Raw genomic sequence first — 26,994 nt, 5'->3', positions numbered from 1 at the left:
CGGGCGGGAGGCGGCGCGTCCGGCCCTCGGCCGGCCGCGCCGCCCCGCGCCGGGCGGTCAGCCGGCCGCGTCCGCGACGGCCCGGGACCAGAGCCCGAGCGCGTCGTCGACCTGCGCCTCGGTGACGATCAGCGGCGGGATCATCCGGACGACGTTCCCGTGCGCGCCGCAGGTCAGCAGCAGCAGGCCGTGCTCGGCGGCGGCCTGGTGCGCCCGCTGCGCGGCGGCCGCGTCGGGCTCGCCGGCGGCGGTGGTGAACTCGCTGGCCTGCATCAGGCCGAGCCCCCGCACGTCGCCGATCTCCGGGTGGTCGGCGGCGACCTTGCGGAGCCCGTCGTTCAGCCGGGCGCCCTGCCGGGCGGAGTTGCCGACGAGGTCCTCGTCCTGGATGACCTGGAGCGTCGCCAGCGCGGCCGCGCACGCGACGGCGTTGCCGCCGTAGGTGCCGCCCTGGGAGCCGGGCCGCGCCTTCTCCATGAGCGCCGTCGGCGCCGCGATCGCCGACAGCGGGAAGCCGCTGGCCAGCCCCTTGGCGGTGATGAGGACGTCGGGGCGCGCGGCCGAGTGCTCGTGGCCCCAGAACCGGCCGGTGCGGCCGTAGCCGGTCTGCACCTCGTCCATGATCAGCAGGATGCCGTGCCGGTCGGCGCGCTCGCGCAGCCCCTCCAGGAACGCGGGCGGCGCCGGGATGTAGCCGCCCTCGCCGAGGACGGGCTCGACGATGAACGCCGCGGTGTCGGACGCCGGGCTCGCGGTGATGAGCAGGTAGTCCAGTTCGCGCAGCGCGAACCGGGTCGCCTCCTCCTCGTCCCACCCGTACCGGTACGCCTGCGGGAACGGCGCGATCGCGGCGCCCGGCATCAGCGGGCCGATGCCCGCGCGGAACTTCGTGCCGGCCGTGGTGAGGGCGGCGGCGCCCATCGTCCGGCCGTGGAAGGAGCCGTGGAAGACGACGATGTTCGGCCGGCCGGTGGCGTGCCGGGCCAGCCGGATGGACGCCTCGACGGCCTCGCTGCCGCTGTTGAGGAAGAACAGCGAGTCCAGGCCGTCCGGTAGGACGCCGCCGAGCGCGTCGACCAGCCGCAGCAGCGGCTCGTGCATCACCGTCGTGTACTGGCCGTGGATGAGCGTGCCGACCTGCTCGCGCGCCGCCTCCACCACCCGCGGATGGCAGTGGCCGGTGTTGGTGACGCCGATGCCCGCGGTGAAGTCCAGGTGCCGGCGGCCGGCCGTGTCGTAGAGGTACACGCCCTCGCCGCGTTCGGCCAGGACCGGGGTGGCCTGCTTGAGCAGGGGTGACAGCGTAGCCATGGCGTCCCTCCGGTAGATTGTCGACAATCTGCAATCTAGGTGCCCCCGGGAGTGGATGTCCAGGGGGCGTCCCTCTCGTGCCGCCTCTCGGGCTGATTCTCGGACTAGGTGCGGGAGCTGCTGAGCCGGCGGATGGAGTCGGTCATGTGCTCCTCGATGAGCCCGAGCAGCCGCTCCTCCTCGCCGTCGCCGATCGCGTCGACGAGCCGCCGGTGCTCCTCGACGAGGTCGGACGGCTCGGGGTAGGTGTCCTGCAGCGCGTTCAGGCACATCCGGGTCTCCACCAGCAGGGTGTGCGCCATCCGCTCCAGCCGGGGGCTGCCGGACGAGCTGACCAGCACCTCGTGGAACGCCTGGTCGGCGTCGCTCATCGCGACCCGGTCGCGCTGCCGCGCCGCCTCCACCAGCGCCTCCAGGGCGTCGGTGAGGCGGGCCACCGCCTCACCGCGGTTCCGCTCCATGATCAGCTTGCACGCCTCCCGCTCGATCGCGAGCCGGGCGAGGTAGACGTCCTCGACGTCCCCCTCGTCCAGGGTGATCACGAAGAGCCCGCGGTGCGGCTCGCTGACCAGCAGCCCCTCCTGGACGAGCCGCTGCATCGCCTCGCGCAGCGGGCCGCGGCTGATGCCCAGGCGCGCGGCGAGGTCGGCCTCGCCGAGCTGCGCGCCGGGCTCCAGCGACCCGTACATGATCGCCGAGCGCAGCTCGTCCGAGACGATCTCGACGGTCGACTTGCGGGGGACAGGTTCCAGCTCACCCAAATGGCCCATGCCGCGGGCCCCTTTCGTCATAGCTGCCAGGTATGTCGTCCCTGTTCGGCCGCGCCGCCGGCCGGGGCGGCGGCGGGGCCGGCGGAGACGGCGGCCGGGACGGCGAACAGCCGGCCCAGCCCGGTGCGCGGCGGGAGGCCCCCGGGGCCGGACGCGAGCCGCAGCCCCTCCCACACGCTCACCTGGTTGGCGGTGAGGACCGGCTTGCCGACCCGCGCCTCCAGCTCCTCGAGCCAGGACACGGTGTGCAGCGCGGTGTCGGGCACCAGCACCGCCTCGGCGTCCGGATGGTCGTTGGCCGCGACGAAGGCGAGCACCTCGTCGCGCCCGAGGGTGCCGACCTCGGCGGCGGTGACGATGCCCCGGCAGGACAGCGCCACCACCTCGATGCCGGCGTGGCCGAGGAAGCCGGCGAACCGCTCGGCGACGTCGGCCGGATAGGTCGCGGCGACCGCGACCCGGGACAGCCCGAGCGCCCGCGCGGCGTGCACGAAGGCGAACGACGTGCTGGACGCGGGCACGCCCGCCGCCTCGCCGACGCCCGCGACCTGCGCGGCGGCGCCGTCCCAGCCGAACACGAAGCTCCCGCTGGTGCACGCCCACACGGCGGCCTGGACGCCCAGGCCGCGCAGCGTGCGCGCGCCCTCGCCGAGCACGTCGGCGCCGCCGATGTCGAGCAGCGCGTCCACGCGGTGCGCGTCCTCGCGCATGAGCGTGTGCACCACCGGGAGGCTGACCTCGCCCGCCCCCGAACGGCGCAGGGCGCGCTCGATGGCGGGGTAGTCGTCCTCGGCGCTGTAGCCCGGATACAGGAACCCGACGCTCACCACGTTCTGCCGCATGGTGCCGGCAATCCTACCTTCGTCGATCATGGGGGCACCTTCCCGTCATGCCGCGGTGGTCGGCGCGAGCTGCGCCAGCGACTGCCCGGGACCGGCCGCGGTGCGGCCCATCGCGCGCAGCGCCGAGCACATCGTCACCTGGTTGGCGGTCAGCACCGGTTTGTGGATCATCTGCTCCAGCGGCGCGATGATGTCGTAGGTCGGCACGTTCGTGCAGCTGATGAAGACGGCTTCGGCCTCGGGGGCGTCCACCGTCGACACCGCCGACACGATCTCGCCGTAGCCGACCTTCCAGATGTGGCTGAGCAGCCCCATCCCGACCGACGACACGACCTCGATCCCGTACTCGCCGAGGAAGGACACGAGGCGGTCGGTGACCGCGTCGATGTACGGGGTGACGACCGCGATGCGCGAGATGTCCAGCAGCCGCAGCGACTCCACCAGCGCGCCCGAGGTCGTGGTCGACACGGGGGCGCCCGCCATCATCATCGACTCGTGCAGCTCCAGCTCGCCGGCCTTGCCGCGGATGAAGCTGCCGGACGCGCAGGCGTAGGCGACGGCGAGCGGCTCGGGCGCGAGGACGTCCCGGGTCGCCTGCCGGACGATCGACTGGTCCGACAGCGCGGACGCCATCTCCACGGTGACCGGGACGGGGACGTACGGGAGCCGGGTCATGAACAGCGACACGTCGTCGGGCGTCCAGCGCCACAGCTCGCGGTCGAGGGCGAAGTCGAACGGCGCGACCACCCCGATGCCGTGCTGGGCCAGCAGCTCGGGGCCGACGACCAGCGTGGGGTCGAATGTCATCTGCGAGGCCACCGCTCTACGACTCGGAACGGCCGTAGACGAGGCGCTCGCCGACACCGCCGGATCGCCAGACGTCGTTGCACGCCTCGGCCATCCGGTCGAGCCCGTCGACGATCGTCGCGTACACGTTTCCGGGGACCCACCCGACGTCACCGTTCAGCAGCAGGTTGTTGCGGCCGTAGAAGATGGCGAGGTCGATGACGCCGGGCAGCGCGTGGATGTTCTTCTCCTCCTTGAACTTCCGGTCGAGCATGCCGCCGGCGAAGGAGAAGTAGACGACGTCGCCCGGGATCGGGGTGATGGTGGGGTTCTCCAGGCCGACCTCGTCCTCGGAGAACCGCTCGACCATCGTGTAGACCTCGTTGCGGGCGTACTTGGCGTGGTAGGCGTCGCCGCCGAGGGGCAGCGCGTTCCACACCGCCTCGCACGTCCGCGGCGCGTCCTTTTCCAGCAGCTCCGCGACGCATGAGACGCCGCGACGCTCCAGTGTGATCGTCATGAGCTTGGGCATGCTGGACCTCCCCGTGAACAGGGGTGGGCGAGAGCGTCGCCACCCGAAGGACTCTCATGTTCGTGGGGGAGAACCCCCCACACCCCCGGACCGGGGGCTGTTAGAGCGCTCTGGGATCCGTCCTGGCCTGTGCATGGGGCAACGGTTGCGACGGTCTTGCAGCACATCTCAGAGCGGTGAGCCGTGGGCCGCGGAGCACCGTGCTGATTGTTGACAATCCTACGAACCCTTCCTAGCGTGTCAATGCCTCCCCGAGTTGCCTTCTCGTAAACTCCGCATATCCGGAAGTGACGCCGATGGAGCCTGTTCAGCACGCGGCCGCCCGGCCGGCGGACGTGGTGGTGCTGGTGGGGGACGTCCACCCGCGCGGCATGGCGGCCGCCGAGGGCCTCGCCCGGGTCCGGTACGTGACCGAGAAAGAGCTGGCAGGAGCCCTGCCGGGCGCCGACGCCGTCTTCGTCTGGGACTTCCTGTCGGACGCGCTCGCGGGGGCGTGGCCGTCCGGCGGCGGGCCCGGCTGGGTGCACATCGCGAGCGCCGGCGTCGACCGGCTGCTCTTCCCCGCCCTCGTCGAAGGCCACACGATCGTCACCAATTCGCGAGGGATCTTCGACGAGCCGATCGCCGAGTACGTCCTCGGCCTGGTGCTCGCCTTCGCCAAGGACCTCCGCACCACCCTCCGGCTGCAGGACGAGCGGCGCTGGCGGCACCGGGAGACCGAGCGGATCACCGGCGCCCGCGCGCTCGTCGTGGGCACCGGGCCGATCGGCCGCGCCATCGGCCGCCGCCTCGCCGCCGCCGGGCTCGCCGTCACCGGCGCCGGCCGCACCGCCCGCGACACCGACCCCGACCTCGGCGCCGTCCTGCCGATGGAGCGGCTGGACGAGGCGCTCGCCGCGGCCGACTACGTCGTGCTCGCCGCGCCCCTCACCCCGCGGACCCGCGGGATGATCGACGCCGCCGCGCTGGACCGGATGCGCCCGTCCGCGCGGCTGATCAACGTGGGGCGGGGCGCGCTGGTGGCCGAGCCCGACCTCGTCAAGGCGCTGCGGGACGGCCGGATCGCGGGCGCCGCGCTGGACGTGTTCGAGGACGAGCCGCTGCCGCCGTCCTCCCCGCTGTGGGACCTGCCGAACCTCATCGTCTCCCCGCACATGTCCGGGGACGTGGCCGGCTGGCGGGACGAGCTCGTCCGGCTGTTCACCGACAACCTCGGCCGGTACGTGTCGGGCGGCCCGCTGCGCAACGTGGTCGACAAGCGGCTCGGCTATGTCGGCTCGGACAGCGTGGCCTCGAACAGCGTGGGACCTAACCAGAGGGGGGAGCCATGAGCGACGCGGCCGATCTGACCGCCACCGAACTGCTGGCCGGGTACGAGGCGGGGACGCTCTCCCCGGTCGAGGCCGCCGAGGCCGTCCTGGCCCGCATCGCGCGCGACGATCCGAAGTTCAACGCGTTCTGCCTCGTCGACGAGGAGACCACGCTCGACATGGCCCGCGAGGCAGCGGGCCGCCGGGCGCGCGGGACGACGCTCGGCCCGCTGGACGGCGTGCCCGTCTCCATCAAGGACGTCCTGCTCACCCGCGGCTGGCCGACGCTGCGCGGCTCCACGGCCGTCGACCCGGCGGGCCCCTGGGACGAGGACTCGCCCGCCGTGGCGCGGCTCCGCGAGCAGGGCGCGGTGTTCGTCGGCAAGACGACCACGCCGGAGTTCGCGTGGAAGGGTGTGACCGACAACCCGCTCACCGGCGTCACCCGCAACCCGTGGGACCCGTCCCGCACGCCCGGCGGGTCGTCCGGCGGCGCGGCGGCGGCCGTCGCGGCGGGCATGGCGCCGCTCGCCCTCGGCACCGACGGTGGCGGCTCGGTGCGCATCCCCGCCACGTTCACCGGCATCTTCACGATCAAGCCGACGTACGGCCGCATCCCGCACTACCCGGCGAGCCCGTTCGGGACGCTCGCGCACACCGGTCCGATGACGAACACGGTCGCGGACGCCGCGCTGCTGCTCGACGCGGTGTGCGGCGCCGACGGCCGGGACTGGTCGGCGCTCCCGCCGCCGGACGTGCCCTTCGCCGAGGGGGGCGCCGACGACCTGACCGGCCTGCGCGTCGCGTTCAGCCCCGACCTCGGCTTCGCGACGAGGGTCGACCCGGAGGTCGCGGCGTCCGTGGCCGCCGCCGCGGAGTTCTTCACCGAGCTCGGCGCGAAGGTCGAGCAGGCCGATCCGGGGCTCGGCGGCGACCCCGTCGAGGAGTTCGAGGTCCTGTGGTTCGCGGGCGCCGCCAAGGTCGTCGAGCACCTGGCCCCCGAGGCGCGGGCACGGCTCGACCCGGGCCTGCGGGAGATCTGCGAGCAGGGCGCGCGGTACTCGGCCGTCGAGTACCTCACCGCCACGGCCCGCCGCATGGAGCTGGGGCGCCGCATGGGCCTGTTCCACGAGCGGTACGACCTGCTGCTCACCCCGACGATGCCGATCGCCGCGTTCGAGGCGGGCCGGGAGGCGCCGGCGGGCTCCCCGTCCCCGCGCTGGACCAGCTGGACCCCGTTCACCTACCCGTTCAACATGACCCAGCAGCCGGCCGCGAACCTGCCGTGCGGCTTCACCGCGGACGGCCTGCCCATCGGCCTCCAGGTGGTCGGCGCCCGGCACGCCGACGCCCTGGTCATGACCGCCTGCGCGGCCTACGAGCGGGCCCGGCCGTGGAAACGGCTCACTCGAAGGTGATGACCGCGCGGCCGTGGTGCTCGCCCCGGTCCATCGAGGCGAGGACGCGCGGCGCCTCGTCCAGCGTGACGGGGGTGACCTCCGGGACGATCCCGTGCGCCACCGCGAAGTCGAGGGTGTCGCGCAGGTCGTGCGGCGACCCGGAGGGCACGCCCATCACCCGGATCCGGTTCAGCACGAGCGCGGCCGGCGGCACGCTCACGTTCTCGGCGCCCATGCCGAGGTAGAGCAGGGCGCCGTCGGGGCGCAGGCCGCCGAACGCGGCGAGCCCGGTCGCGGTGTCGGGCGCGGTGTTGACCACCACGTCCGCGCCGCCCCAGGCCCGCAGGGCCTCGGCCGGGTCCTGCTCGGCGGTCGCGACGAACTCCTCGGCGCCGTCGGCCAGCGCCTGCTTCTCGGCGCGGCGCGACCGGGACACCACGGCGACGCGGGCGCCCATCGCGGCGGCGAACCGGAGCGCCATCGTGCCGACGCCGCCGGTGCCGAGCACCGCGACCCGCGATCCGGCGCCGGCGCCGGCGTGCCGGAGCCCGTTGAACGCGGTGATCCCGGCGCACATCAGCGGCGCGCCGGCCACCGGGTCCAGGCCGTCCGGCAGCGGGGTGACGAACCCGGCGCGGCCGACGAAGTACTCGGCGTAGCCGCCGTCGGTGTTGACGCCGGTGACCTGCTTGGGCGCCCCGGTGCACAGGATCTGGTCGCCGCGGACGCACTGGTCGCAGTGGCCGCACGACCCGTAGATCCACCCGGCGCCGACCGGGGTGCCGACCGCGGGGAAGCCGACGCCCTCGCCGAGCGCGGCGACGACGCCGCTGATCTCGTGCCCGGGGACGGCCGGGAACGTCCCGAACGGGTAGTGGCCGCGCAGGTGGTTGACCTCGGAGTAGCACATCCCGCACGCGGTGACCCGCACCAGGATCTCGCCGGGGCCGGGCTCCGGCACCGGGCGCTCGACGATCTCCAGCGGCTTGCCGGCGGCGGACAGAACGGCGCTGCGCATGAGCGCCTCCCCTCTCGGATTCACGGCGGCCGGAGCGACCGCCCGTATCAGCGATATAGCCATGACTGTAGTGACGTTACAGCACGATGCATAGCGATGTTCGCCAAATCTCTGTAACATCGATGTTGTGACCGCTCAGAAGGACCTCGACACGCGGGACCGGATCGTCCGCGCGGCCGCCGAGCTGATCACCGAGGCGGACGGCGAACCGGTCTCGACGCGTGCCGTGTGCACCGCCGCCGGGGTGGGGGCGCCGACCCTGTACCACCATTTCGGCGACAAGCGGGGGCTGTTCGACGCCGTCGCCGCGCACGGGTTCGAGCAGTACCTGGAGAGCAAGCGCGCCCAGCCGCCCACCGGCGACCCCGTGGACGACCTGCGCCGGGGCTGGGACCTGCACGTCGAGTTCGGCCGCACGCACCCCGCGTTCTACACGCTGATGTACGGCACGACCCGGACGCCGCCCGTCGCGGCGGAGGCGCTCCGCATCCTGACCGGGCTGGTCGAGGCCGTGGCCCGCGCCGGGCGGCTCGGCGTCCCGGTCGGGACCGCCGTCCGGATGATCCACGCCGCCGGGGTCGGGGTCGTGCTGGCGCTCATCTCCGGCGGGGAGGACGGCGGGCTGTCCGCCCGGACCCGCGAGGCGGTGCTGGCCGCGATCACCGTCGCGGACGCGGAACCGGCCGGCGGCGGGCCGTCGTCCGCCGCCCGCGCGGTCGCCCTGCGCGCCGCCCTGGCCGCGGACCCGCCCCCCGTGCTGACCGCGACGGAGTCGGCGATGCTCGCCGAATGGCTCGACCGCATCGCCGCCGGGCGGGGCTGAGCGCTACTCGCCCTGCTCCAGTTCTTCGCGGCGGGCTCGTTCCGCGCGCTTCTGTTCCCTGCGCTTGCGGCGCTTCACTCCGACGCCGCCCCAGAACGCGAGCCCCTTCACCACGACCGTGGGGGAGCCGGGCACGCCGGGGCCGCTCGCCCGCTGGTCGAAGCCGCCCATGATGCCGAGGCCCTTGACGTGCACGGTGATGTCGTCCGGCACGATGATCTCGAACCCGCCCATGACCGCCAGCGAGCGGATCGTGACCTGGCCGTCCAGGAACCGGGCCTCGCGCAGGTCGATCTTGCCGCCGCCCCAGAACGCGAACGCGGTGAACCTGCGGGGCACGTTCCACACGCCCTCCCGCCGGAAGCCGCTCATGATCCCGATGCCGATCTTCCAGGACGGCGCGCCCTCGACCGGCCGCCAGTCCGTCCCGCCGAGCGGCACGGGCGGCGCGGACGTCCCCGCCGCGGGCAGGTCGCGGGTGATCGGCGCGAGCTCCCCGTAGGTCTTCGCCGCGTACACCGCGTCGAGCCGCTCGTCCAGCTCGTCCAGCGTCAGCCGCCCGTCGCCGGCCGCGTCGCGCAGCACCTGCGCGACCCGCTCCCGGTCGGCGTCACCGGCCCGCATCTCCGGCGTTCCGGGCGTCCCGGCGTGGTCGGGGAGGTTCGTCATGCCCGAAGCCTAAACCGCGCCCGCCCACCCCGCGACCCGGTCGCGGCGGGATCCGTCAGGCCGGTTCGAGCCGGACGACGACGGACTTGGAGGTGGGGGTGTTGCTCACCTCGGCGGTGCTGTCCAGCGGGACGAGGACGTTGGTCTCCGGGAAGTAGGCGGCGGCGCAGCCGGGGGCGGTGGGGTAGGAGACGACGCGGAAGGCGGGCGCGCGGCGTTCGGTGCCGTCCGACCATTCGGAGACCAGGTCGACGGTGGCGCCGTCGGCGATGCCGAGGCCCGCCAGGTCGGCCGGGTTGACGAAGACGACGCGGCGGCCCGCCTTGACGCCCCGGTAGCGGTCGTCGAGGCCGTAGATGGTGGTGTTGTACTGGTCGTGGCTGCGGACGGTCTGCAGGAGCAGCCGCCCCTCCGGCACCCGCAGCACCTCCAGCGCGTTCACCGTCAGGTTGGCCTTGCCGGTCGCGGTCGGGAACCGGCGCTCGTCGCGGGGCGCGTGCGGGAGGGTGAACCCGCCGGGCTCGCGGACGCGGGCGTTGTAGCCGGCGAAGCCGGGGACGACGCGGGAGACGTGGTCGCGGATCACGTCGTAGTCGCGCTCCATCGCGTCCCAGCCGATGCCCGAGTCCGGGAGGACGGCCCGCGCCAGCCGGCAGACGATCGAGACCTCGGAGAGCAGCTGCCCGGACGCGGGGGCCAGCCGGCCCCGGGAGGCGTGCACCATGCCCATCGAGTCCTCGACGGAGACGAACTGGGGGCCCGAGTCCTGGTCGTCGCGTTCGGTGCGGCCGAGCGTCGGGAGGATCAGCGCCAGCTCGCCGGTCACCGCGTGCGAGCGGTTCAGCTTCGTGGAGACCTGCGCGGTCAGCCGGCAGCGGCGCAGCGCGGCCTCGGTGACGGCCGAGTCGGGGGTGGCGCGGACGAAGTTGCCGCCCATGCCGAGGAAGAGCCTCGCCCCGCCGTCGCGCATGGCGCGGATCGCGTCGACGGTGTCCAGGCCGTGCTCGCGCGGCGGCTCGAAGCCGAACTCGGCGGCGAGGGCGTCCAGGAACGCGGGCTTCGGCTTCTCCCAGATGCCCATCGTCCGGTCGCCCTGCACGTTGGAGTGGCCGCGCACCGGGCAGACGCCCGCGCCGGGGCGGCCGATGTTGCCGCGCAGCAGCAGGAAGTTGACGATCTCCCGGATCGTCGGCACCGAGTTGCGGTGCTGGGTGAGGCCCATCGCCCAGCAGACGATGATCCGCTTCGCGGTGAGGACGTCGCCGAGCGTCGCGGCGATCTCGCCGCGGGTCAGGCCGGTCGCCTCCAGGACGTCGTCCCAGTCCAGGCCGAGGACGTGCTCGCGGAACGCCGCGAAGCCGTGGCAGTGGGCGTCGAGGAACTCCCGGTCGACGGCCCCGGGCGCGTCCGCCTCCAGCAGCAGGCGGTTCAGCGCCTGGAACAGCGCGAGGTCGCCGTTCAGCCGGATCTGCAGGAACCGGTCGGCGAGCATCGTGCCCTGCCCGGTCACCCCGGACGGGCGCTGCGGGTTCTTGAACCGCATCAGCCCCGCCTCGGGCAGCGGGTTCACCGCGACGATCCGGGCGCCCTCCTTCTTGGCCTTCTCCAGCGCCGAGAGCATCCGCGGGTGGTTCGTGCCGGGGTTCTGGCCGACGACGAAGATCAGGTCGGCCTGGTAGAGGTCCTCCAGGAGCACGGAGCCCTTGCCGATGCCGATCGTCTCGCTCAGCGCCGACCCGGACGACTCGTGGCACATGTTGCTGCAGTCCGGCATGTTGTTGGTGCCGAACGCGCGGACGAACAGCTGGTAGGCGAACGCGGCCTCGTTGCTCGTCCGGCCCGAGGTGTAGAAGACGGCCTCGTCGGGGGAGGCCAGCGCGTTCAGCTCGGACGCGAGCAGCCCGAACGCCTCGTCCCACGCGATCGGCTCGTAGTGCTCGGACCCGGCGCGCTTCACCATCGGCTCGGTGAGCCGCCCCTGCTGCCCGAGCCAGTGGTCGGACCGCTCGGCCAGTTCGGCGACGGTGTGCCGGGCGAAGAACTCCCGCGTGACGCGCCGCGTCGTCGCCTCCTCCGCGACGGCCTTCGCGCCGTTCTCGCAGAACTCGGCGACGTGCCGGTGGTCGCCCTCCGGCCAGGCGCACCCGGGGCAGTCGAACCCCTGCTTCTGGTTGACGCGCAGCAGCGTCAGCGCCGTCCGCCGGACGCCCATCTGCTCGTAGGACTGCCGGAGCGCGGCCGTGACCCCCGGGACGCCCGCCGCCCACGTCTTCGGCTGCGCGACCTCGAGGCCCGAGTCGTCGAAGTCACCGGTGGGCGCCTTGCGCGTCATGGGGAACACATCCTCTGGTCGGCGGTCGTCTCCTCCACACTGTCGCACGGGCGCGGCGCTTTGGCCCCTCCCGATCCGCGGGACGGAGGCGCGCCCGCCGCGGGCTACTGGGGCGGGCCCTCGGTCAGGCGCAGCGTGGCCTGCAGGCGGCCGCCCTGCCGGTTCGTCCATTCGATGCGGACGGTGTCGCCGGGGTGGCGGGTGAACATCAGCGACGTCAGGGCGGACGGGGAGTCGACGGTGTCGCCGCCGAAGGCGACGATGACGCCGCCGACCGGGACGCCGGCGGTCTCGGCGGGCGTGCCGGGCACGACCTCGGCGACGAGCGCGCCCGGGGAGCGGCCGTTGGAGCGGACCTTGACGCCGAGCATGGCCGTCGGCCCGATGTGCACGGTCGAGGACGCCTCGCCGCGCTGGATCCGCCGGGCGATCTCCAGCGCCCGGTCGGACGGGATGGCGTAGCCGCGGTGCTCCTTCTTCGGCTTCGTCCCCTTCGTGGAGAGCCCGGCGGACGCGGCGGTGTTGATGCCGATGACCCTGCCGCCGGTGTTGAGGAGGGGGCCGCCGGAGTCGCCCGGCTTGATCGGCGCGTTCGTCTCGATGAGCCCGGTGAGCCGCTCGGAGGTGCCGCTGTTGTCGTCGCGGGCGGTGACGGACTGGTCCAGGGCGGTGATCTTCCCGGTGACGACGGACGGCGTCCCGCCCTTGCCGCCCGCGTTGCCGACGGCGGTCACCACGTCGCCGACGTTCGCCTCCGCCGCGGAGGCGAACTTCGCGGTCTTCAGCCGGGTCGCGCCGGTCAGCCGGATCACCGCGATGTCGCCGGCCCGGTCGTAGCCGACGACCTCGGCGGGGTAGTCGCGGCGGTTGTCGGTGTCGGTCCCCCTGATCGTGGTGGCGCCCTTGATCACGTGGTTGTTGGTCAGCACCAGGCCGGTCGCGGTGAGGACGATGCCCGTCCCGGCGGCGCGGGTCCCGTTCAGGTCCTGCTCGGTCTCGATGTTGACGACGCCGGGCTTGCGCCCGCTGGGCTTGCCCTGCTTGGTCGCGGTGGTCTTGACCGGCGGCGGGACGTCCTGCGGCCCGCCGCTCTCCATCACCCGGCAGCCCGGGACGAGCAGGGCCGACAGCGCGACCAGGAGTATCGGTATCGCGGCACGGACGCCGCGGCGCACGGGGTACTCGCTCACCTCGGTGCCTCCTCCCGCTGATTCCTCCAATGATTCCCGATTCATGGCGAATAGTCCTTGACCGGTGGAGGCCGCGCCGGTCCGGGGGGCCGTTCAGCGGGTGAAGTAGCGCCGGGGGTTGCCGACCAGCATCTGGTCGAGCTGGGCGTCGGTGACGCCCGCGGCGCGCAGCGCGGGCAGCACGTCGTCGCTGATGTGCCGGTAGTTCCAGTTCGGCTGCATCGCCGGGACGGTCGCCGGATCGGGCCCGAACCAGTCGATGAAGCAGCTCGCGTCGTGGCTGAGGACGATCCGGTCGGCGTATCCGCGCTCGCACAGGGACGCGATCGTCGCGACCCGGTTCGCGGTCGGGTTGATGATGTCGAGGCCGAACCGGTCCATGCCGAGGATCGCGCCGGTGTCGGCCAGCTCCATCAGGTAGTCGAGGTCGTTGCTGTCGCCCGCGTGCCCGATGACGACCTTGGTGAGGTCGACGCCCTCCTCGCCGAGGATGCCCACGACCGTCCGGCCCGCGTGGGCCGAGCTCTCGGTGTGGACGGTGACCGGCGCGCCCGTCTCCCGGTGCGCCCCGGCGACGGCCCGCAGGATCCGCTCGACGCCCGGGGTGAGGCCGGGGGCGTCCATCGCGCACTTGAGGAACGCTGCCTTGACGCCGGTGCCGGCGATGCCCTCGGTGAGGTCGCGGGTGAAGTGCGCGATCATCGGGTCGGGGCCCTCGTCCAGCATGGTGCCGGGGCCGCGGAAGTGGAACTGGAACGGGATGTCGTTGTAGGTGTAGATGCCCGTCGCGACGATGACGGCGAGCTCGGGCACCTGCTCGGCGATCCGCTGGATGCGCGGGATGTAGCGGCCGAGCCCCCACACGGTCGGGTCGGCGATCGCGGTGATGCCGCGGTCCACCAGCTCGCGCAGCTTGGCGACGGCGTCGGCGACCTTCTCCTCCTCGTCCCACCAGTCGCCGAGGCCGTAGTTCTCGACGTTCTCGGTGCTGAGGACGAAGACGTGCTCGTGCATGAGCGTGCGTCCCAGGCCGGTGACGTCGACGGGGCCGCGGACGGTCTCTACTGCGGGCATCGGCTCTCCTCGGGAAATCGCGCCGGGGGGTGCATACCGACCAGTCGGTTTCTGGCAAGCTAAGACGCGGGACGCACCCCCGTCAATGCCCCGCTCCCCAAGGAGGTGCCCAGGTGACGGACACGGTACCGGTGCCGGAGTCGTCCGCGCCCGTCCGGCAGAGCGCGGTCGAGCGGCGGATCCTGGACGCCGCGCTGCACCTGTTCGCCGCGCGCGGTTTCGACGGGACGTCCGTGCAGGGCATCGTCGAGGCGGCCGAGGTCACCAAGGGCGCCCTCTACCACTACTTCGACTCCAAGGACGATCTCCTCTACGAGATCTACCACTCGCTGATCGCCCGCCAGCTCGCCGACCTCGGCGCGGTGCTGGCGCGCGGACTGCCGCCGCGCGAGGCCGTCCGCGCCGTGCTCACCGGGCTGATCCTGAGCACCGCCGAGCACATCGACGAGGCGAAGGTGTTCGTCCGCGACAAGGACCGGCTGGACGACGCCCGGATGCGCTCGGTCCGCGCCGACCGCCGCCGCTACCACGTGACGTTCCGCGGCCTGGTCGAGCAGGGCCAGCGGGACGGCGTGTTCAGCACCGCCACGCCCGCCGAGACCGTGACGATCGTGGCGCTCGGCATGGTCAACCAGCTGCCGTCCTGGTACCGCCCGGACGGCCCGAAAACGGCCGCGCGACTCGCCGACGAGGTCGCCGGCTTCGTCCTGGCGGCCCTTGATTAGCGCGGACTAGCGGCGCGTCTGCAGGTGGAGGACGGCGTCGCGGACGTCGGCGAGTTCAGCGTCCCAGTCGTCCGGCGAGGCGAGCGGGGCGAGGACGAACTTGGAGAGCCCGGCGTCGGCGAGCCGCTTCAGATGCGCTTCGAGTCCGTCCAGGTCGGGGACGACGTCGTCCAGCGGAGCGGGCCCGCCGACCCGCCGCACGCGGGCGAACCGGGCCTCTGCCTCCGCGGGCAGCGGCCCGCGCCGGTAGGGCACGACCGCGCCGAAGTGCTCCTCCTCGATCTCGCGCCCGGCACCGGCCGCCGCCTCCTGGACGGCCGTCCGGCCCCGCTCGCCTTCGGCGGGTGTGGTGAACGCGGCGAGCCAGCCGTCCGAGAGGCGCCCTGTCCGGCGCAGTTCCGCCTCGGACGTGCCGCCCATCCACACGTCGAATCCGCGCTTTGCGGGCTTCGGCAGTACGCGCAGCGCGTCGTAGCGGAACCGGGGGCCGTCGTGGGTGACCGCGTCCTCTGCCCAGAACCGGCGCAGCAGCGGCAGCGCCTCCTCGAAGATCGCGGCCCGCTCCTCCCGCCGCACCCCGAACGCCTGCTGCTCGCCCGCGTGCCGCTGCCCCAGCCCGAACGCGGGCAGCAGCCGCCCGCCCGACAGGACGTCCAGCGACGCCAGTTCCTTGGCGAGGACGGCGGGGGAGCGGCCGGGCAGCGTCATCACGGCGGTCCCGAACTTGATCCGGGACGTCAATGCCGCGGCGTAGGTGAGGGTCACGGTGGGATCGAGCGCGGGCCCGGTGACCCGCTCCGACACCCACAGCGAGTCGAATCCCTCGCGTTCGAGGCCGAGCACGAGCGCGGACAGGGCTTCGGGGCCGAGGGCGGACGCCGCCGGGGCCATGCCGATGCGAATGATCACTCTTCGACCGTACGCGGCGTCAGTTCCGTGACACAACCCTCGCGGGGGCGGGTGGCGGTCGCGGTGACGGCGACGGCGAGCACGGAGAGGGCCGCGATCGAGACGGCCATCGGGAGGGCGGTGCCCGGTCCGGCGATCCCGGCGAGCGGCGCGGCGGCGCCGCCCAGCGTGAACTGCGCGACGCCGAGCAGCGCGGACGCGCTCCCGGCGACGCGCGGCGGGCGCCCCGACAGCGCCAGCGCCGTGGCGTTCGGCAGGACCAGGCCCTGCCCCGCCGCGACGAGGAACAGCGCGGGCAGCACCCCGTACAGGCCGGCGCCCGCGACGACCGCGGCGAGCAGGCCGAGCCCGCCCGCGGCCACGATCGCGAGCCCGGCGGCCAGCAGCCGCCGCAGCGGCACCCGCCCGGCGAGCAGGCCGCCGACCTGCCCGGCGGCCACGATCCCCAGCGAGTTCGCGCCGAACGCGATGCTGAACGCCTGCGGCGAGAGCCCGTAGAGGTCCTGCAGCACGAACGGCGACCCCGAGATGTAGGTGAACAGGGCCGCGAACGCCAGGCCGATGGTGAGCGCGTAGCCGACGAACGCCCGGTCGCGCAGCAGCGACCGGAACGTGGCCGCCGTCGCGCGCAGCCCGCCCGTCTCGCGCCGCTCGGGCGGCAGCGTCTCCTTCAGCCCGGCCAGTGCGGCCAGGAACAGCGCCACGCCGATCCCGGTGAGGACGGCGAACACGCCCGGCCACGGCATCAGCCGCAGCAGCTGCCCGCCCAGCACGGGCGCGAGGATCGGCGCGAGCCCGTTCACGAGCATCAGCACCGAGAAGAACTTGGCCGCCGCGATCCCGTCGTACAGGTCCCGGACGATCGCCCGCGCGATGACGATCCCGGCGGCCCCGGCGGCGCCCTGCACCACCCGCAGCGCGATGAGCGTCTCCACGGTCGGCGCGGCGGCGCACAGCAGCGACGCGGCGGCGTAGGCGGCGAGCCCGGCCAGCAGCGGCCGGCGCCGGCCGAGCCGGTCGCTCAGCGGCCCGGCCACGGCCTGCCCGAGGGCGAGCCCCGCGACGCACCCGGTCAGCGTGAGCTGCGCCTGCACCGCGCCCGTCGCCAGGTCCCCGGTGAGCGAGGGCAGCGCCGGCAGGTACATGTCGATCGACAGCGGCGCGACGGCCGTCAGCGCGCCGAGCAGGAAGATCAGCGCCAGCCGCCGGTTCCCCGGACCGGCGCCCGGGGCGGCCGTCTGCGTCATGCGGTCTCCAGGGGGCGGCGCGCCGCCCGGCCGTGCGGGCACGGCCGGGCGCGTTCGGGGGCGGACGGACTCACACAGTAGTGACCACTTGGTCGTAGCTGAGCCGCGGGTTGCGCGGGAACCAGGCGTCCGGGCCGGGCCGGCCGGCGTTCACGACCGCGATCGGCCGGACGCCGCCGCCGGGGAAGAACTCCTTCTCGACGGCGCCGGCGTCGAAACCGGCCATCGGACCGGCCGCGAGGCCCGCGGCGCGGATGCCGAGGATCAGGTAGCCGAGCTGGATCGAGGCGTTGAAATGGGCCATCGCGGCCCGGCCGGGGGACGCGTGCAGGGCGTCGCGGGCGCCCTCCCGGTGCGGGAAGGTGACCGGTAGGTGCTCGTGGAAGTCCTCGTCGGCGCCGACGATCAGCGTCAGCGGCGCGGTCGCGGTCTTGGCGCGGTTGCCCTCGCTCATCAGCGGGACGAGCCGCTCGCGCGCCTGCGGGCCGCGCACGTCGACGATCCGGAGCGGCTGCGCGTTCATCGCGGTCGGCGCCCACTTCACCAGGTCGTAGATCGCGCGGAGCTGCTCCTCGGTGACGGGCTCGGACGTGAACGTGTTCGCGGTCCGGGCCGCGCGGTACAGGATGTCCTGGGCGGCGTCGTCAAGGGCGAGCAGCGGCTGGTGCGCGCCGGTCGTCATGTCGCGGGTCGTCATTTCGTGCCTCTCGCGAGGAATCAGATGGTCCGAGAGGTTGAAGCCGGCGACGTTGCGTTATCTTCCATGTCAGGCAGTGGCGTCGGTCACACGGCCCTCAGAACGGGAACCGCTCGGCCGCGGCGACGACGGCTCCGGTGACGGTGGCGACGGTCAGCGCCGATACCCCGGACAGCACGGCCCAGCGGCCCACCTGGTACCCGGCGGGCACGCGGCCGGACCCCCGCCCCCGCACCGGCCACGGCGCGCGCAGCGGCGCGGTGCCCGGGGGCTCCTGCGGCGCGTCGGTCAGCGGCCCGTCGCCGTCGGACGCCCCGGCGGGGCCGAGCCCGGTCACCCAGCCGAGCAGGTCGGCGACGTCCTCCGGCTCGGTGCCGAGGCCGGAGGCGAAGTACCGCACCTGCCCGGCGACCTGGTCGAGGGTGCGGACGGTGTTGCCGAGGCCGACGCGGCCGAGCCAGTCGCGCAGGTCGGTGTCCTCGCCCAGGCAGCGGCCGACCTCGGTGCGGACCAGCAGGTCGGTCTTGGTGACGACGACGGCGACCCGCTTCTGCCGCCCCTGGTCGGGACGGGACCGCAGGTCGTTCAGCACCCGCTGCAGGGTGTCGGCCGGGTCCTCCTCCGACGACACGGCGGCGTGGTCGACGAACTCCCGCTCGTCGCCGGTGAGGGTGCGGCGCAGGTGGGGGAGGGCGAACGGGTCCACGATGAACAGCAGCGCCTCGCTGTGGTCCAGGTAGCGCAGCGACTCGACCTCCGTCGCGCCCGTGTAGTGCTCGCCGGCGGGGTCGAACAGGTACAGGATGCGCCGGGCGCGCCCCGGAAGCTCGACGTCCACCATGGTCGCCAGGGGCAGCTCCGGGCCGGTCTTGGCGAGGTGCCCGCCGCGCTGGAACTCGCGTATCGCGCCCGCGTACGCCTGCGCGTGCCGCTGCTCGACGAACGCGAGCCGCCCGTGGACGGCGCGGGCCCGCGCGTGCAGCGCCCGTATGCCGAGGACCATGAACGTGGTCTTGCCCGCCGCCGGGCCGCCGACGAACGGCAGCGGCTCCACCCGGACGCGCCCGATCCGCTCCGGCAGCCGCCCGCCGCAGTGCGGGCAGTACGCGGCCAGCCGGAAGCGGCCGAGCGGGACGGTCGTGGGCAGCCGCGCCCCGCAGCGGCACACGTTCCGGAACGCGCCGCCCGCGCCGGGCGTGAGGCGCCGGTGCCGTGCCCCGCACCCCGGGCACTCGTACTCGGGCAGGCCGATCCGCTCGTAGCAGAACGGGTGCGGGCAGGTCTGGAGGATCCGCCCGTACATCATGAAACCGCGCTCCACGGCGGCGAGGACGAGCACGCACGCCAGCCACACCGCGAGCCCGATCGCCGCGACGACCCCGTACAGGGCGGTCAGCGCCAGCACGAACACCGACGCGGGGACGGCGGCGGCGACGATGCCCGCGCACAGCGCCAGCCAGACCGGGAAGACGAAGAACCCCCACGGGCCGCCGAGGAGCGTCCGGGTCAGCCGCACGACGATGCCCCGGGCCGTCCGGTACACCTGCGGGACGACGGTGCGGCTGATCGTCCACCAATCGCGCCACACCTGGCCGAGCAGGTAGTGCCGGTAGGCGACGTCCGGCGCGGCGACCGGCGACGGGCCCTCCAGGCTGGACGGCGCCAGCGTCCGGCACGCGTGCAGGTAGTACACGCCGAGCGCGGCGGCCCCGGCGACGACCAGCGTCGCGGCGAACAGCACCGGGAACACGTACATGAACCCGAGCCACATGGCGCCCAGCCACACGGCGATCAGCAGCAGCACGATGATCGGATGCACGCGCTCACCCCCCGCCCTCGGCGCGGAGGTCGCGGAGCGCGGCCCGCAGCTCCGGGCTGCGCGCGAGGTGCGCGTCGAGCTGCCTGCCGGCGAGCCACCGCCCGGCCGCCGCCCGCGCCCACGCCTCCAGGGACGGCTCGGCGACGCCGCGCGTGCGCAGCCGCAGCACGACCTCGACCAGGTCGTTGCGCTCCTTGATCTGTCGGCCGAGCACGGGGCCGCGCCCGGCAGGCCCGCCGGTCCACGCCGCGGCGATCCGGGCGCGGACGGGCGCGGGGACGGCCGCCAGCAGCTCCGCCCGGAACTTCGGCGGCCGCCGCGACAGCCGCCGCACCGCACCGGCGAACGCCTCGCCGGCGAGCTGCCGGGGCGGGCCGGCGGCGTCGGCGATCTCCGCCAGCGCCCGCGCCGCGCGGGCCGGGTCGGCGGTGATGGCGGTCCCGTACGCCTGGACGACGGCGGCGTCGCGCCCGGCCGGCCCGTCCGGCATGAGCTCCCGGACCCGTCCCGCCAGCAGCAGCGTCGCCGGGTCCGCCAGGCCCGCGCCGCCGGGGAACGCGAGCCGGGTGAACGTGCGGGACGGCAGGCCGGCCAGCGCGGGATGCGCACCGTGCGCGTCCAGGAGGTCGGCGCACTCCCCGGCGGACGGCGGCGTGTCCCACACCTCGCGGAGGGCCGCGTCGAGATCGGCGGCGCCGTCCAGCCGCAGCAGCTCGCCCGTGACCGCGATGCGCCGGCCCCGGTGCCGCCGGGCCACCGACGTCAGCACGGGGACCGCGACGCCGGGCTCGGCCCGGAGCCGCTCGGCGTGCCGGTACAGCAGGTCGCAGCCGTCGGGTGTGAGCTGGGACGCCCGTCCCGCGGCGAGCCCGGCGACCAGCCCGTCCAGCACCGCGTCCCGCAACCGGGCGGGCGCGTGCTCGTGCACGGCGAACGCGAGGCCGAGGCCCATGGACGGCACGCCGGGCACGAGATCGCGCCACACCCAGCCGGGGATGCCGGACCCGTGCCGCGCCAGCAGCTCCGCCGCCGCGCGCTCCTCCTCGGCCGTGACGCTCGCGTCGCCCCGGCACAGCGCGAGCAGCGCGGCGGCGCCCTCCCGCGCGGCGCCCTCCAGCGGCGCCAGCTCGCCGAGGGCGTCCAGGCCGCCGAAGTCGGCGCCGCGCCAGCAGCCGGCGACGGTCCGCGCGAAGCGGCTCGCCGGGCCGTCCGCGCCGCCCTCGCGCAGGTCGAACGCCGGCGCGTGCGAGGCGTGGTGCCGCACGGCCGCCCAGACCGCGGGCGTGGTGCCGACCAGGCGCTGCGCGGCGCCGTCCGGGTCGGCGGTGTAGGTGACGAACGACAGCCGCGCCGCCGCCGCGACCGGCAGCGAGTACGACACGACCGCGATCCACCGCGCGACCAGCTCGGCGTCGTCGGCGACCAGCACGACCCGCCCGTGGCCGCGCCCGAGCACCCCGGCGACCGCGTCGACCAGCCGGGCGAGCAGCGCGTACGGGTCGCCGGGGCCGGACGCGGGGAGCCACGCGGCGAGCGCCTCGGGATCGAGCGCGGCCCCCGGGACCAGCTCGTCCAGCGGGTCGAGGACGGCCTCCGGCGAGGGCAGCCGCGTCCAGTGCGGGGCCTGCCACAGCTCGGCGGGCCGCAGCCCCTCCAGTTCCTCCGGCTCCGCGACCACCGCGTGCGCGAAGAAGTTGCCGAACCGCCCCGAGTAGTCGCGGCCGAGGTAGCGGCAGCGCAGCAGCAGCGGGCGCCCGTCCACCCGGTCGTAGAGCAGCGACACCGGGAACAGGCCGAGTTCGGAGTCGTCGGGGGACAGCGGCGCGTCCGGCGGCGGCCGGTACGCCAGGTACGGGGTCACGCCCGCCCGGACCCCGTCCGGCAGGCCGGGGGTCTGCGCGACGAACTGGAACCCGGCCCGGCCGGTCGGGCCGCGCCGCGCGGAGGTGTAGTGCAGCTGCCAGGCCACTAGCCGCCCCCGGGGCGGACGCCGTCGAGCATCCCGAACCGGTGCAGCAGCCACAGCAGCGGATCCTCGGCCCGGTAGGGACGCACACCGCCCGCGCCGACGCGCCCCCGCTCGGGGACGCCGCCGAGCGCCGACAGCCCGAACAGCGCGTGGTCGGCGTACTGCTGGCCGAGGTAGGTGTCGAGCTGGCCCGCCTGCCAGTCGTGCAGCAGCGCCCGGACCTGCTCGTCCACCGCGTCCCTGTCGTCGAGGTCCAGCACGCCCTGCCCGGACCGCGACCGGTGCAGCGCCGACTGCCGCAGCAGCCCCGGCCGCAGCGCGTCGATCTTGGTGAGCGCGACCGCGACCGGCACGGGCAGCGGCTCGCCCGGCCGGGTCCCGTGCCGCTGCCGCAGCGCCTCGGTCACCCGGGCGATGATGTTGAGCGGCTCGCTGTCCGGGTCGTCGCCGGCGGCGCGCGGCCCGGGGACGGCGTCGCGCACGCCCGCCCGCGCGCCGGGCAGCTCCAGTGGATCGACCAGGAAGATGATCGCGTCGGCGGCCTCCAGGTACCGCAGGTGCAGGTCGGTGACCTCCCGGCTGCGCAGGTCCTCGCCCGCCGTGTCGAACAGCACCAGCGCCAGCGACTCGTTGCGCGCCCGCGCGAAGCGGCCCCGCCGCGTCCGCGTCAGCAGGTACACCAGCGGCTCGCGCGGGCCGGTCGCGGCGCTCGCGGTCGTCGGCAGCAGCCGCCGCTCCTCCAGCAGCGGCCGCGCGAAGTCGCGCTTGTACCGCTCGATCGTCCGGTCGTCGCACGCCACGAGCGAGGCGTCCAGTTCCGTCCCGACCCGGTTCATCAGCTCGTGCAGCAGCACCGCGATGTAGGTGCTCTTCCCGGCGTTCTTGGCCCCCACGAGCGCCACGATGCGCCCCGGCGAGTCGCAGTACGCGGACGGCAGCGGGTTGTGGCACTCCGGGCAGGCCCGGTTGCCGGTGGGCAGCCCGCACTCCGGGCAGTCGGCCCGGCCCCTGCGCCCGGACGCGGCGAACACCGGCGGCAGCGACGCGCCCGCCGTCGACCCCGTGTACCCGGCCAGTTCCTCGTCGAGCACCGGCGCGCAGCCCTTCCGCCGCCCCGCCTGCCCCCGGCACCGGAACAGCACCCGCCGCGGCGCCACCGACGCGAAGCAGTAGGGGCAGGTGATGCCCTGCCTGGACGGCGTCCCGGGAAGCCCCACCCGGGCCAGTGGCCGCGTCATCGCGAGACCTGGAGCCGGCGGACGGGAGGGTCGCTCAGCTCGACGCCGTCGTCGTCGGCGAAGCAGCGGAGCCAGTACGGCCCGGACGCGTCCGGTACCGCCAGGGACAGCTCGCCGGGCACGGGCACCTGCTCCCACGCGCCGAGCGTGTCGCCGTCGCCGGGGCGGTGCGGCATGACCCGCCCCGCGCGCAGCACCAGCGACAGCCGCGCCACCCGCAGCGGCCGCGACGAGGTGAGCCGGATCGTCAGCGACCGCCGCCACGGCGGCCCCGACCGCAGCACGTCGTACCGGACGATCGTGCGCGCCGCGACGACGGCGGTCACCGGCGGCCCGGTCACCCGCGCGCCGCCCACGGTCCCGGCCGCGGCGACCGTGACCTCCACGGGCGCGTCCTCGGGGACGGGCAGCCGTACCCCGCCCTGGGTGTCGTAGGAGGCGCGGGTCACGGTCTGGGCGAGGCGAACCGGGGAGTGCGGGGGGTCGCCCTCCCGCAGGGGCGCGGTCCCGGCCCTCGGCTCGCCGCCGACCCGGTAGCCGAGGTCGACCTCGGCGACGTCCGCGGGCCAGTCGAACCCGACGTGGACGTGGTCGCCGCGCCGTTCGGCGACCAGCCGGCGCGGCGGCGGCAGGTTCACGTGCCGGTGGTAGGCGCCGATCGCGGCGGTGCCCTCCGCGACCGTCACCGCGAGCAGCCACCCGCCGGCCCCCGGCCGCACCTCGAGCCCGCCCGGCACCGGTGCGCACGCCAGCCGCCGGGTCTCCCGCCGCACCTCCTCCAGCGGGACGACCGCGCTGCGCGGCCACGGCGGCGGGCCGTCCGACAGCACCAGTTCCACGGCCCCGTTCCCGGGCGGCTCGAACCGGACCCGCACCAGCTCCGGATCGGACGCGTCGGTCTCCGCGCGCACCTCGTAGACGGGCTCGGGCGGCGCGCCGGGGGTGGCCGACACCCGCACCCCGTCCGTCATGGCCTCCCGCCCGGACGCGTCGAGGTAGACGGCCGAGACCAGGTAGTGGTGGGTCCGCCCGTTGGGCACCCGCTCCCGGAAGCCGTCGCGGCCCGCCGGAACGGCCCGCCCGTCCCGCACGACGACGACCCGCGCCGCTTCGTCCGGGCACCGCCACCGCCCGGTCACCTGCCCGTCCCCGGCGGCGAGCTCGACGTCCGAGGGCTCCGGCCGCACCACGACCGGCCCCGCCACGGCGGGCGCCGCCGCACCCTCGCCCCGGACCGCGAACACCCCGTAGTACACCGGCACGTTCACGGGCGGGCGCTCGTCCACCGCGCCCGCGAGCGGCTCGCCGTCCCGCACATCCCGCGGTGCCCGCCCGACCCGCCGCACGGCGTGGTAGCCGATCTCGCCCGCGGTGGAGGGCGACCCCTCCCACGACAACCGCACCACCGTTCCGTGCTCTTCCGCGCGGCCGTGCGCCGCGTGATGGCCGGGTGCGCCGCCGGCGTCGACGTCCACCCGCAGGGACGGGACGGGACGCGGGGGCAGGCGGCGCTGGTGGGCTTCGGCGCCGGGCAGGTCGCGGACGAGGCGGAGCGCGTCGGCGAGGAGGCGGAAGGCGCGGTCCGGGTCGCGTTCGGCGGCGGCGGTCTCGCGGAGGCGGAGGGCGGTGTCGAGCCGGTGCCGGGCCTCGGCCGCGAGGATCTCCTCCTCCGGCGGCTCCCCGTGCTGGGAGGGCGGCCGGGGGGACGGGTGCGGGATCTTCGCGGCGTCGGCGAGTTCGGCGGCGGCGTACACGTCGCCCGCGTCCAGCAGGGCGCGCAGCCGGCCGGCGAGCCCGCCGCCGCCCGGCCCCGTCTCCCGGACGATCGCGAAGACGAGCCGGCGGGCGTCGTCCCGCTCGATGCCGAGGTCCTCGATCGCGTGCCTGAGCAGGGCGCGCTCGGACGCGCGCTGCCGGAAGCGCTCGCGCAGGCGGTCGGCCACGTCGAACAGCAGCAGGGCGTGCGGGTCGGCGTCCGAGCGGAGCGCGGCGAGGACCGTGTCGGCGTGGGTGGTGCTGGTGTCGCGGCCGCGCCGCGCCCACTCCGCCCCCGCGGCGGCCACCGCGGCGGCGTCCAGTTGCAGGTCGGCGGCGGGCGCGGCGAAGCCGCCGAGCACGCGGATCGGGCCGGTGAGCCGCGGCCCGAACAGGAAGTCGGCGAGGTGCCGCTTGCCGAGGACGTCCAGCGACTCGCGCACCTTCCGGTACGCGGGGTAGGGCGGCGCGGACGGCAGCGGGTCCGGTTCGCGGATCTCGATGCCGTCGGCGGCGGCCAGCCCGGCCAGCTCGGCGCGGGTCACGCCGCCGGTGCGGGCGATGGCCTCGACCTCGGCGGGCGCGGCCGTCCGCAGCGTCCCGGCGGCGTCGGCCAGGCGGGCGCGGGCCTGCCCGCGGCGCCGCTCGGTGCGCTCCGCGCCGCCGCGCAGCCGCGCCTCCAGCGGGCGCGGGTCGCCGCGCTCGGCGGCGGCGAACAGCGGGGCCAGCTCGCGGTGCTCGGCCTCCAGCCGGTCGATCAGCTTGCGGTACTTCAGCTGCCCGCGGGCCCGCCGCCAGCACTGCCGGACCTCCTTCACCCGCGCGGTCACGGCCGCCCCGTCCAGCGCGGCCGTGCGCGGGCCGAGCGCGTAGCGGGCGCGCAGGTCCTCGGGAGGCTGGTCGCCCGCCGCCCGGGCGGGCTCCAGCACCTCCCGCCGGTAGTCGTCGTCGAACGCCACGGGCGCCTCCAGGGGATCGGCGGGGCGCTCAGCTCACCTGGACGCGGGACAGGGCCTTGCGGGAGCGTTCGACCTCTTCCTCGGACATCCCGCCGACGTCCACCTTCAGCTCCAGCTTCTCGCCGGTCTCCTTCTCCACGGCCGTGACGTTCAGCAGCCCCGACGCGTCGAGCGCGAACGTGACGCCGATCGGCCAGCCCGCCTTCTTGCCCGGCGGGACGCGGATCTCCCCGGTCGCGATCTCGGTGTTGTCGATCAGGTCGCCGGACTCCACGACCCCGGCCTGCTCCATGACCCGGATGTCGGCCGACGCCTGGTCGTCGTAGACGGTGAAGAAGTCCTCGGTCTTCGCGGCGGGCAGCGCGTCGTTGGCGTGCACGAGGTGCGCGACGTTCTCCGCGCCGGTCTCCCGGTCGACCACGACGATCCCGAACGCGTGCGAGGCGACCGTCTTGATCTGCCGCCCGGCGATCTGCTTCTGCTGCTCGGCGGACAGGCCCGCGCGGGTCGCCATCTCCTCGGCGCGCTCGGCCGCGCCCTCCCGGACGAGCCGCCGGTAGGTCTCCTCGAACGCGTACAGCGCCGCGCCCTTCGCGACCGCGAGGTCGGGGTCCTGGAGGCGGGGCGCGAGCCCCAGCTCGGTGGCCAGCCGCGCCGCGACCACCGGCATCTTCGTGGACCCGCCGACGAGGACGAGGTCGTCGTAGTCGTCCACGCCCTTCTCGGCGGCGGTCGACAGCGTCCGGCCGGTGATCTCCACGGTGCGGTCGAGGAGGTCCTTGGTCAGCTCCTCCAGCTTCTCCCGCGTCACCTCGACCGCCGCGACCCGGCCGGCGTGCATCACCCGCACGGTGTGGCCGGTGCGCGTGGTGAGCGCCTTCTTGGCGTCCTCGGCGTCGCGGCGGAGCTGCTGCTCGGTCTGCTTGTCGTCGAGCGGGTCGCCCGCGCCGGGGTGCTCCTCGCGGAACCGCTCGGCGAGGTACTCCACGAGCCGCGCGTCCCAGTCGGCGCCGCCGAGCTCGTGGTCTCCGTCGGTGCACACGACCTCGATGTGGCCCTCGCGCAGCGCGATGACGGTGGTGTCGAACGTCCCGCCGCCGAGGTCGTACACCAGGATCGTGCGGTCGCTCTCGGGGTTCAGCACGCCGTAGGTGATCGCGGCGGCGATCGGCTCGGACACGATGTCGATGACGTTCAGCCCGGCGATCCGCCCCGCCTTGCGCGTCGCGTCGCGCTCGGCGGCGCCGAAGTAGGCCGGGACGGTGATGACGACGTCGCGGGCGTCCTCGCCGGTCGTGGTGCGCGCGTCCGTCGCGAGCTTCAGCAGCACGAACGCCGAGATCTCCTCCGGCGTGAAGTCGATCCCGTGGATGGGCCGCGCCACGTCCCGGCCCATGTCGCGCTTGATCAGGCTGACGACGTTGTCGGGCTCCAGCACCGCGGTGTCCTTCGCGGTGGCGCCGACGACGACGTTCTCGCCGCTCTCGAAGAAGACGACGGACGGCGTGGTGTCGGTGCCCTCCAGGTTGCGCAGGACCGCGGGCCGCCCCACATCGTCGATGGAGGCAATGCAGGAGTACGTGGTTCCGAGGTCGATCCCGTAGACAGCCATGTCCCTC

At 74.8% G+C, this 26,994-nt stretch carries 22 protein-coding genes; 4 read left to right on the top strand and 18 right to left on the bottom strand.

The genetic code is table 11. The features are described 5' to 3' along the window. Nucleotides 1-57: 57 nt before the first annotated feature. The 5 genes from ABZ806_RS01940 to ABZ806_RS01920 all read right to left on the bottom strand — a co-directional run bounded on the left by ABZ806_RS01940 (nt 58) and on the right by ABZ806_RS01920 (nt 4,229). Nucleotides 58-1,311, bottom strand: a complete 1,254-nt coding sequence (locus ABZ806_RS01940; RefSeq protein ID WP_500214718.1) for an aspartate aminotransferase family protein — start codon at nt 1,309-1,311, stop codon at nt 58-60. Nucleotides 1,312-1,415: 104 nt separating this feature from the next. Next, nucleotides 1,416-2,081: a GntR family transcriptional regulator gene (locus ABZ806_RS01935; protein ID WP_500214716.1), complete on the bottom strand. Its 666-nt coding sequence runs from the start codon at nt 2,079-2,081 to the stop codon at nt 1,416-1,418. Nucleotides 2,082-2,098: 17 nt separating this feature from the next. Next, nucleotides 2,099-2,911 (bottom strand): maleate cis-trans isomerase family protein, encoded by an 813-nt coding sequence (locus tag ABZ806_RS01930; RefSeq protein ID WP_500214780.1) that lies wholly within the window; start codon nt 2,909-2,911, stop codon nt 2,099-2,101. A 57-nt stretch (nt 2,912-2,968) separates the two neighbouring features. Then, on the bottom strand, nt 2,969-3,730 hold the full coding sequence (locus ABZ806_RS01925; RefSeq protein ID WP_500214714.1) for a maleate cis-trans isomerase family protein: 762 nt from the start codon (nt 3,728-3,730) through the stop codon (nt 2,969-2,971). A gap of 16 nt (nt 3,731-3,746) precedes the next feature. Beyond that, nucleotides 3,747-4,229 carry a DUF3830 family protein gene (locus ABZ806_RS01920; protein ID WP_500214779.1) on the bottom strand — a complete coding sequence of 161 codons (483 nt, stop codon included), beginning with the start codon at nt 4,227-4,229 and terminating at the stop codon, nt 3,747-3,749. 308 nt (nt 4,230-4,537) lie between these two features. Here ABZ806_RS01920 and ABZ806_RS01915 point away from each other — a divergent pair, with 308 nt between their 5' ends. Both ABZ806_RS01915 and ABZ806_RS01910 read left to right on the top strand, forming a co-directional pair. Further along, a complete protein-coding gene (locus ABZ806_RS01915; protein WP_500214713.1) occupies nt 4,538-5,572 on the top strand; it encodes a D-2-hydroxyacid dehydrogenase in 1,035 nt (344 codons plus the stop codon). Beyond that, nucleotides 5,569-6,969 (top strand): amidase, encoded by a 1,401-nt coding sequence (locus ABZ806_RS01910; RefSeq protein ID WP_500214711.1) that lies wholly within the window; start codon nt 5,569-5,571, stop codon nt 6,967-6,969. The genes ABZ806_RS01915 and ABZ806_RS01910 overlap by 4 nt, the downstream gene beginning before the upstream one ends. Here ABZ806_RS01910 and ABZ806_RS01905 read toward each other — a convergent pair. Beyond that, entirely contained in the window at nt 6,956-7,969 is a 1,014-nt protein-coding gene (locus tag ABZ806_RS01905; RefSeq protein WP_500214709.1) for an alcohol dehydrogenase catalytic domain-containing protein, read from the bottom strand. The two genes, ABZ806_RS01910 and ABZ806_RS01905, sit on opposite strands and share 14 nt — an antisense overlap. A 127-nt stretch (nt 7,970-8,096) precedes the next feature. Between ABZ806_RS01905 and ABZ806_RS01900 the strand changes: the two genes are divergently transcribed. Then, nucleotides 8,097-8,792 (top strand): TetR/AcrR family transcriptional regulator, encoded by a 696-nt coding sequence (locus ABZ806_RS01900; RefSeq protein WP_500214707.1) that lies wholly within the window; start codon nt 8,097-8,099, stop codon nt 8,790-8,792. 3 nt (nt 8,793-8,795) lie between these two features. On the opposite strand, the gene ABZ806_RS01895 is transcribed toward ABZ806_RS01900, so the two are convergent. From ABZ806_RS01895 to ABZ806_RS01880, 4 genes are all read right to left on the bottom strand, one after another. Next, nucleotides 8,796-9,461 carry a DUF1707 SHOCT-like domain-containing protein gene (locus tag ABZ806_RS01895; protein WP_500214705.1) on the bottom strand — a complete coding sequence of 222 codons (666 nt, stop codon included), beginning with the start codon at nt 9,459-9,461 and terminating at the stop codon, nt 8,796-8,798. Between the two features lie 55 nt (nt 9,462-9,516). Beyond that, nucleotides 9,517-11,793: an FdhF/YdeP family oxidoreductase gene (locus ABZ806_RS01890; protein WP_500214703.1), complete on the bottom strand. Its 2,277-nt coding sequence runs from the start codon at nt 11,791-11,793 to the stop codon at nt 9,517-9,519. A 104-nt stretch (nt 11,794-11,897) separates the two neighbouring features. Then, nucleotides 11,898-12,983 carry a S1C family serine protease gene (locus ABZ806_RS01885; protein WP_500214702.1) on the bottom strand — a complete coding sequence of 362 codons (1,086 nt, stop codon included), beginning with the start codon at nt 12,981-12,983 and terminating at the stop codon, nt 11,898-11,900. A gap of 93 nt (nt 12,984-13,076) precedes the next feature. Beyond that, nucleotides 13,077-14,057 (bottom strand): phosphotriesterase family protein, encoded by a 981-nt coding sequence (locus tag ABZ806_RS01880; protein WP_500214700.1) that lies wholly within the window; start codon nt 14,055-14,057, stop codon nt 13,077-13,079. 113 nt (nt 14,058-14,170) lie between these two features. Between ABZ806_RS01880 and ABZ806_RS01875 the strand changes: the two genes are divergently transcribed. Beyond that, complete coding sequence (locus ABZ806_RS01875) at nt 14,171-14,782, top strand: TetR/AcrR family transcriptional regulator (RefSeq protein ID WP_500214698.1); 612 nt, start codon at nt 14,171-14,173, stop codon at nt 14,780-14,782. A gap of 6 nt (nt 14,783-14,788) precedes the next feature. Here ABZ806_RS01875 and ABZ806_RS01870 read toward each other — a convergent pair whose 3' ends face one another. The 8 genes from ABZ806_RS01870 to ABZ806_RS01835 all read right to left on the bottom strand — a co-directional run bounded on the left by ABZ806_RS01870 (nt 14,789) and on the right by ABZ806_RS01835 (nt 26,987). Further along, nucleotides 14,789-15,691 carry an LLM class flavin-dependent oxidoreductase gene (locus ABZ806_RS01870; protein WP_500214696.1) on the bottom strand — a complete coding sequence of 301 codons (903 nt, stop codon included), beginning with the start codon at nt 15,689-15,691 and terminating at the stop codon, nt 14,789-14,791. Further along, nucleotides 15,688-16,938 (bottom strand): multidrug effflux MFS transporter, encoded by a 1,251-nt coding sequence (locus ABZ806_RS01865; RefSeq protein ID WP_500214694.1) that lies wholly within the window; start codon nt 16,936-16,938, stop codon nt 15,688-15,690. Before ABZ806_RS01865 ends, ABZ806_RS01870 begins: the two co-directional genes overlap by 4 nt. Nucleotides 16,939-17,008: 70 nt before the next feature. Next, the gene (locus ABZ806_RS01860; RefSeq protein ID WP_500214692.1) at nt 17,009-17,635 is read right to left on the bottom strand and encodes a malonic semialdehyde reductase; all 627 of its coding nucleotides are present in this window, start codon (nt 17,633-17,635) and stop codon (nt 17,009-17,011) included. A gap of 97 nt (nt 17,636-17,732) precedes the next feature. Further along, complete coding sequence (locus ABZ806_RS01855) at nt 17,733-19,454, bottom strand: TRAFAC clade GTPase domain-containing protein (RefSeq protein WP_500214690.1); 1,722 nt, start codon at nt 19,452-19,454, stop codon at nt 17,733-17,735. Nucleotides 19,455-19,458: 4 nt separating this feature from the next. Then, nucleotides 19,459-21,423 (bottom strand): GAP1-N2 domain-containing protein, encoded by a 1,965-nt coding sequence (locus tag ABZ806_RS01850; RefSeq protein ID WP_500214688.1) that lies wholly within the window; start codon nt 21,421-21,423, stop codon nt 19,459-19,461. After that, a complete protein-coding gene (locus ABZ806_RS01845) occupies nt 21,423-22,661 on the bottom strand; it encodes a TRAFAC clade GTPase domain-containing protein (protein ID WP_500214686.1) in 1,239 nt (412 codons plus the stop codon). Before ABZ806_RS01845 ends, ABZ806_RS01850 begins: the two co-directional genes overlap by 1 nt. Beyond that, nucleotides 22,658-25,375 (bottom strand): SaeA-related protein, encoded by a 2,718-nt coding sequence (locus ABZ806_RS01840; RefSeq protein WP_500214684.1) that lies wholly within the window; start codon nt 25,373-25,375, stop codon nt 22,658-22,660. Before ABZ806_RS01840 ends, ABZ806_RS01845 begins: the two co-directional genes overlap by 4 nt. A gap of 28 nt (nt 25,376-25,403) precedes the next feature. After that, complete coding sequence (locus tag ABZ806_RS01835) at nt 25,404-26,987, bottom strand: Hsp70 family protein (RefSeq protein ID WP_500214682.1); 1,584 nt, start codon at nt 26,985-26,987, stop codon at nt 25,404-25,406. Between the last annotated feature and the right edge of the window lie 7 nt (nt 26,988-26,994).

Origin of the sequence: Spirillospora sp. NPDC047418 (assembly GCF_040643275.1) — a bacterium.
In the GTDB taxonomy this organism is placed as follows: domain Bacteria; phylum Actinomycetota; class Actinomycetes; order Streptosporangiales; family Streptosporangiaceae; genus Spirillospora.
The sequence above is the reverse complement of the archived record's forward strand: the minus strand, read 5'-3'. Positions and strand labels throughout refer to the sequence as shown.